We start from the raw sequence: 6,100 nt of genomic DNA, 5'->3' as shown, positions 1-6,100 counted from the left end.
TCCGGGCAATGGCGACATGCAGGTGATGGGCCTCGACTCGGGGCTCGAGCGCGTGCTGTCGCAGACGCTCTCCACCGGCGCGAACCCGGGGCTGGCGCATACGCTGCTTACCGAGACGCAGAAGGCGATGCTGCGCCAGCAGAACGTGGGGCTGCCGCCGGTGCTGCTCGTGCAGCATGCGCTGCGGGCGATGCTTGCGCGGTTCCTGCGACGGAGCTTGCCGCAGTTGAAGGTGCTGTCGTATGCGGAAGTGCCGGACACACGCACGATCAAGGTGGCGAATCTTATCGGCGGGTAGGCTCGAATCCCGTTGTCCATCCATGTCGAACACGTGCAGTACGCTCACTTTGAGTCCCCGGCTGCCGCCGTGACGACGTATGCGCGCCATCCCTCCGGAAGCGTCTCCTTGCGCCAGATTGCGAGTACGGCCGCGCTGGCGGGGAAGAGGGGGGTGGGTAATTCGTCTGGCTTGAACCAGCGCCAACATGCAAACACATGTGGCTCGAGAACATGCGGTTCGACGTCTGCTTGACCGGGAGTCGCTACGACTGCACCTGTAATGGCGGGCGATGGTCCGTCCAGCCGTTGCGCAAGCGCAAGGACCTTGGGGTCAAACGCCTCAATGCCGGCCTCTTCCATCACCTCGCGAATGGCAGATTCTTCGAACGACTCTCCGGGATCAACGTGTCCCCCCGGTAAGCACCAGCTCGGAGATTCGCCGACCTTGTGTCGATATCCGAGCAGCACCGCGCCACTCCGATGCACGACAATTGCACCCACGCCGACTACTGGTTTGACTTCCTTGCTCATGCTTTTCCTCGACTAACATTGGTTCGCGTGAAAACTGTTTCGCCATTGCGGCAGGCACAGAATGTACGCCATTCGACTTCCTCGGAGTTTGATTTAAATTTCTACTTCGGATCTAACTGAGACATTCCGCCAAAGATTAATTTCAAGTGGGCGGAAAGAGACAAGTAGTCGGACGGATAGTCCTTGAGTATCCACTCGCCGGAGCCTGCGGAGTAGTCGCTGGGGCGGCCGGGAAGGCCGGTGTATCCAACCCGTGAGTCAATTCACCATATTTATATTCGCAGCTAGTGGAGTATGAAAAATTAGAACTATCTATATATTAATAAAATGATTCGCTATACTAATGAATTGAAAAATAAAATAAACCTATTAATGTTGTTGGTAGCAGATTTGCTCTAGGCGTATTAGCTGATATCTCCGTCTTGCCGTATGTTGGGCCGGTGACGATGTGGCCCTTCACGCTCTTCGGGGGCGGATTGCCCGGTGTTTGCGGCGCGGGCCTGGTGGATGAGCGAATACATTCACAAGAACAAGAGCCATAACGCAACCATGTTGCGCTACCCCCAGCGTTTTCATTTGCTAGCACCACGACGGCGTCGTGCTTGCCAAGGGGGCACCCGAGCCGAGAGCCGTCGACGCGTGAGATTCCTCGACGTCTGCCGTCAGAGTCCGCGCTTCTACAGGAAGCCGAAGGCACTGCTCCCCGGTCCCCAAGTCCCCCATCACTCGAAATACACCCCTTTCCCCGCCTTTATCCGCCGATCGTCGGTTGACCGCCGCGGGAATAATCGCTGTCAGTGGAAATCGGCATGTCACCGCGCCCGCATCGAGGGCCGCGTGGCGGGCGACGGCAGCCTGATAGGACCGAATCAGACGCCTGCGCCGTACGCCGAAGTGCCGGATAAGCGCAAGAAAAAAAGTCGTCAACCTCATCGGGGGCTAGCTTGAACATTCGTAAATTCATCGGTGCGACGAGCCGCGACGCACTGCGCCTAGTACGCGAGGCCCTGGGCGCCGATGCGGTGGTGCTGTCCAACCGCACGATGGACGACGGCAACGTGGAGATCGTCGCGCTAGCCGACAGCGAATTGGCGTCGATCGCGCCGAAGGCCGGCGCCGCCGCCGCATCCGCGCTGTCCGCCGCGCGCCCCTCGTTCTCGCAAGCGAATCCCTATGCGAGCGGGATGCCCGATGTGTTTTCCGCCGTGTTCGGCGCGAGCCCAGAAGTGCGGGTCGACACCGCAGGCGCCGCTGCGCCGGACGCCGCCAAGCCAGCCGCCGCGCCGAGCAGCGCTGACGTTCAAGGCGTCGCTGCGTCCGCCGCCGCCTCACGCACGCTGGACGCCGCCGCCCTCGCCGCCGACCGCGACTGGCAAGAGGCCGTCTCGTTCGAACCGCGCGGCGACCGCGCGCAGAACCTGCCGCGCCTGGAGCGGCGCAGCGAATCGCGCGCCGGACAACGCATCGAAGCCCGCACCGACGACATCACGCCGCGCCTCGACACCCCCGCAGGCCCGGCCTCGTTCACGCCGACCCGGGTCCTCCCGCCCGTCGGCCCGCGCGCAGCCGAAGCGCCGCGCACGATGGCCGAAACGAACCCGTGGCTCATCGATCACGCCCGCCGCATCGCGGCGCAGAGCCAGGCCGCGCACGTCTTCAAGCCGCACGCGATGACGCCCGCCGCCGCAGCCGCGAAGGGTCTCGGCGCGCCGGGCAAGGTCCTCTCCGCCGAAGAACTCGCCGCCGCCGAGCAGCCCGACTGGGCGCGCGAAGCGACCCAGTCGGCCGCGCGCCGCGCCGCGGCGCGCCTGGGGCTGCCGCCGTCCGCCGTCGTCACGCCGGCGGGCGAAATCGACAGCGCCACGACCGCGATGGCCGAAGCGGTCCGCGCGCGCATGGAGCAGATGGTCGCCGAGACGGTGATGACCGAGCTCTCGGCGATGCGCGGCATGATGGAAGAGCAGTTCGCGGGCTTGCTGTGGGGCGACCGCCAGCGCCGCAGCCCGGCGCACGGCGCGCTCACCAAGCACCTGTTCGCCGCGGGCTTCTCCGCGCAACTCGTGCAGATGATGATCGACAAGATGCCCGCGGTCGACAGCATGGAAGCGGGCATGGAATGGGTCCACACGGTGCTCGCGAACAACCTGCCCGTGATGGAAAACGAAGACGCGCTGATGGAGCGCGGCGGCGTGTTCGCGCTGATGGGCCCGACCGGCGTCGGCAAGACGACGACCACGGCGAAGCTCGCCGCGCGTTGCGTGATGCGCTTCGGCGCGAGCAAGGTCGCGCTCCTGACCACCGACAGCTACCGGATCGGCGGCCACGAGCAGCTGCGTATCTTCGGCAAGATCCTCGGCGTCTCCGTGCACGCGGTGAAGGACACCGCCGACCTGCAGCTCGCGCTCGCCGAGCTGCGCAACAAGCACATCGTGCTGATCGACACGATCGGCATGAGCCAGCGCGACCGCACGGTCTCCGACCACATCGCGATGCTGTGCGGCGCCGGCCAGCCGGTGCAGCGCCTGTTGCTCCTGAACGCGACGAGCCACGGCGACACGCTCAACGAAGTCGTGCAGGCCTATCAGAGCGCGCCGGGTCAGCCGGAGCTCGCGGGCTGCATCCTCACCAAGCTCGACGAGGCGACCAACCTCGGCAGCGTGCTCGACACGGTGATCCGCTACAAGCTGCCCGTGCACTACGTGTCGACCGGCCAGAAGGTGCCGGAGAACCTGTACGTCGCAACGAAGAAATTCCTGATCAAGAGCGCGTTCTGCATTCCGCGCGACGGTTCGCCGTTCGTGCCGGACGACGACGATATTCCCGCATTGCTGTCGGCGCTGTCCGCGCGCTCGACGGCCGAGCTCCATGAGGTTCGATTTGGATAAGGTCATGGTCGACCAAGCAGAAGGACTGAGGCGGTTGCTGTGCAAGAACGGTTCGCGCGTGGTGGCGGTCACGGGCGGATCGAGCCATGTCGGACGCACGTCGACCGTCGTGAACCTCGCCGCGGCGCTCGCGGCGCAGGGCAAGGATGTGCTCGTCGTCGACGAATCCCTGGGCGGCCGATCGGTGTCCGCCGTGCTGGGCGGCGTGTGCGGCGCGGGCAATTTCAGTGCGGTGATGAAAGGCGAGATGGCGCTCGAGGAGGCGGCGGCGCGCCATCCGCTCGGCTTCGCGGTGCTCGCGGCGTCGCGCGAGGACTGCGAAGGCTACAGCGTCGAGGAGCTTGACGCCGTGCTGAACGGATCAGCCGACATCGTGCTGATCGACGCGCAGCTCGACAGGCACGGGGTGCTGTCCGCGCTGGCGGTGCAGGCGCACGACGTGTTGATCGTCACGCGCGTGGCCGCGCAGGCGATCACCGAGGCGTACGCGTGCATGAAGCGGCTGCACTACGCGCACGCGATCGCGCAGTTTCGCGTGCTCGTGAACCACGTGTCGAGCGTGGCGGACGCGCACACCGCGTTCGAAAACCTCGCGGAAGTCGCGGGGCGCTACTTGACGGTGCAAATCACGGATGCCGGTTTTGTCGCGTCCGATCCGCTGATGGAGCGCTCGTCCGAACTGTCGCGCTGCGTGGTGGACGCGTTTCCGTCGACGCCCGCGGCGCGCGATTACCGGCACCTCGCCGCCGAGATGTTGTATTGGCCGATGCGCGCACCCCCCCGGCCTCACGCCGGGCCGCCCCAAGGGAGGTCTCAGCTCCCTCGAGGGCGGCGTGCCGATCCGGAGTTGGCGCTTTAGCGCTCACTCCGGTCCCATGCAAAGCAAGCAGTGAGCGTGGGGGCTCATCTGTACAACGAAGGGACGAAGAAAGGAGAGCACGATGTACAACGCTCAAGGAAAGATGTCCCAGGAGGACGTGCTGACGCAGTACGCACCTTTGGTGCGTCGGCTCGGCTTGCAGCTCGTCGCCAAGATGCCGGCGAGCGTGGATTTGGACGATTTGATCCAAGCCGGGATGATCGGTCTTCTCGACGCGGCGGGCCGCTATAAGGAAGACCAGGGCGCGCAGTTCGAGACCTACGCGAGCCAGCGCATTCGCGGCGCGATGCTCGACGAGCTGCGCAGCAACGACTGGTTGCCGCGCAGCTTGCGCAAGACGTCGCGCGAGGTGGAGTTCGCGGTGCATCAGGTGGAGCAGCAGCTCGGCCGCTCGGCAAGCGAGACGGAAATCGCCGAGCAGCTGAAGATGCCGCTCGACGCGTATCAGGCGATGCTGCAGGACTTGCACGGCAGCCAGCTGATCTACTACGAGGACTTCGACCGCTCGTCCGACGACGAGCCGTTCCTCGACCGCTACTGCGTCGACCACTCCGACCCGCTGTCGGCGCTGCTCGACGATAGCCTGCGCGCGGCGCTGATCGAGGCGATCGAACGCTTGCCCGAGCGCGAGAAGCTCCTGATGTCGCTTTACTACGAGCGCGGCATGAACCTGCGGGAAATCGGCGCGGTGATGGAGGTCAGCGAATCGCGCGTGTGCCAATTGCACAGCCAGGCGGTCGCGCGTCTGCGCACCCGGCTGCGGGAGATGGCCTGGGCGAGCGTCGAAGGCTGAGATCCGAAGGCATTGGAGGTCATGGGCGGTGCGACTGGAGTCGCGCCGCTACGTTGTTTTCGCCAAGGGCGCCAACACGTTCAACTTCGCCGCGCGCTGACTGACAAGTGCGCGGCCCGTCCCGGCTAGCCGTGGTTCCTCAAACGGCCGCCATCCGCCCATCCGGTCCGTATACCGCGCCGTTCTGCGCCGCCCCGCGCAGGATCGCGAGCGCGCTCTGGTTGTAGTTCATCCGCACGCGGATCATGAGGCCGTTGTTGGTGTTCGCGCGCCGCGCGCGCTGCACCACCGCCTGCAAGAGCTGCCAGTGCTCGGCGAGGCGCGTGTCGGCGGCGGCCGCGAGCTCCATGCCCTTCCAGCCCGGCGGAAACCCCAGGTCGCGCAACTGCGCGTCGCGCGCTTTTTCGAGCGCCGCGAGCTGTCCGGTCAGTTCGGTTTTCTTTTCGACGATCGAAGGCAGCGTCCCGAGCGGCGAAACGGCCGCGAGCGCCTTCTCTTCGTAGGCGAGCAGCGAGGCGAACGCCTCGACCGTCGCGTATTCGTCGATCACAGTGGCAAGCAGGGCATCTTTCATGGCAACTCGCTAAAGCGTTCACGGGACCCGAGTAACCGCTAAAGCGCTAACTCGGGTCGACAGCTGTGCATGGGACCCGAGTAACCGCTAAAGCGCTAACTCGGGTCGACAGCGGTGCATGGGACCCGAGTAACCGCTAAAGCGCTAACTCGGGTCGA

Annotated in this window: 6 protein-coding genes; 4 read left to right on the top strand and 2 right to left on the bottom strand. The window is 65.1% G+C overall.

The annotated features are described in order from the left end of the window. A partial coding sequence (locus J3489_RS34340) for an FHIPEP family type III secretion protein (RefSeq protein WP_207005271.1) occupies nt 1-298 on the top strand: 298 nt, incomplete at its 5' end. A 44-nt stretch (nt 299-342) separates the two neighbouring features. On the opposite strand, the gene J3489_RS34335 is transcribed toward J3489_RS34340, so the two are convergent. Next, nucleotides 343-810: a nucleotide triphosphate diphosphatase NUDT15 gene (locus tag J3489_RS34335; RefSeq protein WP_207005270.1), complete on the bottom strand. Its 468-nt coding sequence runs from the start codon at nt 808-810 to the stop codon at nt 343-345. Between the two features lie 944 nt (nt 811-1,754). On the opposite strand from J3489_RS34335, the gene flhF reads away from it, so the two are divergent. The 3 genes from flhF (at nt 1,755) to J3489_RS34320 (ending at nt 5,368) form a co-directional block, all read left to right on the top strand. Next, nucleotides 1,755-3,695 (top strand): flagellar biosynthesis GTPase FlhF, encoded by a 1,941-nt coding sequence (gene flhF, locus J3489_RS34330; RefSeq protein ID WP_207005269.1) that lies wholly within the window; start codon nt 1,755-1,757, stop codon nt 3,693-3,695. Next, entirely contained in the window at nt 3,688-4,554 is an 867-nt protein-coding gene (locus J3489_RS34325) for a MinD/ParA family ATP-binding protein (protein WP_207005268.1), read from the top strand. The genes flhF and J3489_RS34325 overlap by 8 nt, the downstream gene beginning before the upstream one ends. Nucleotides 4,555-4,636: 82 nt before the next feature. Then, nucleotides 4,637-5,368, top strand: a complete 732-nt coding sequence (locus J3489_RS34320; protein ID WP_207005267.1) for an RNA polymerase sigma factor FliA — start codon at nt 4,637-4,639, stop codon at nt 5,366-5,368. A gap of 139 nt (nt 5,369-5,507) precedes the next feature. Here J3489_RS34320 and J3489_RS34315 read toward each other — a convergent pair whose 3' ends face one another. After that, nucleotides 5,508-5,942: a flagella synthesis protein FlgN gene (locus tag J3489_RS34315; RefSeq protein ID WP_207005266.1), complete on the bottom strand. Its 435-nt coding sequence runs from the start codon at nt 5,940-5,942 to the stop codon at nt 5,508-5,510. Between the last annotated feature and the right edge of the window lie 158 nt (nt 5,943-6,100).

The organism is Trinickia mobilis (genome assembly GCF_017315705.1).
GTDB lineage: Bacteria > Pseudomonadota > Gammaproteobacteria > Burkholderiales > Burkholderiaceae > Trinickia_A > Trinickia_A mobilis.
Note: the sequence above shows the minus strand (reverse complement) of the source record. Positions and strands in the feature narration are given on the sequence as shown.

Coding starts and splice junctions, on each gene's coding strand:
- J3489_RS34335 (WP_207005270.1), bottom strand. CDS start 810: ATGAGCAAGGAAGTCAAACCAGTAGTCGGCGTGGGTGCAATTGTCGTG.
- J3489_RS34320 (WP_207005267.1), top strand. CDS start 4,637: ATGTACAACGCTCAAGGAAAGATGTCCCAGGAGGACGTGCTGACGCAG.
- J3489_RS34315 (WP_207005266.1), bottom strand. CDS start 5,942: ATGAAAGATGCCCTGCTTGCCACTGTGATCGACGAATACGCGACGGTC.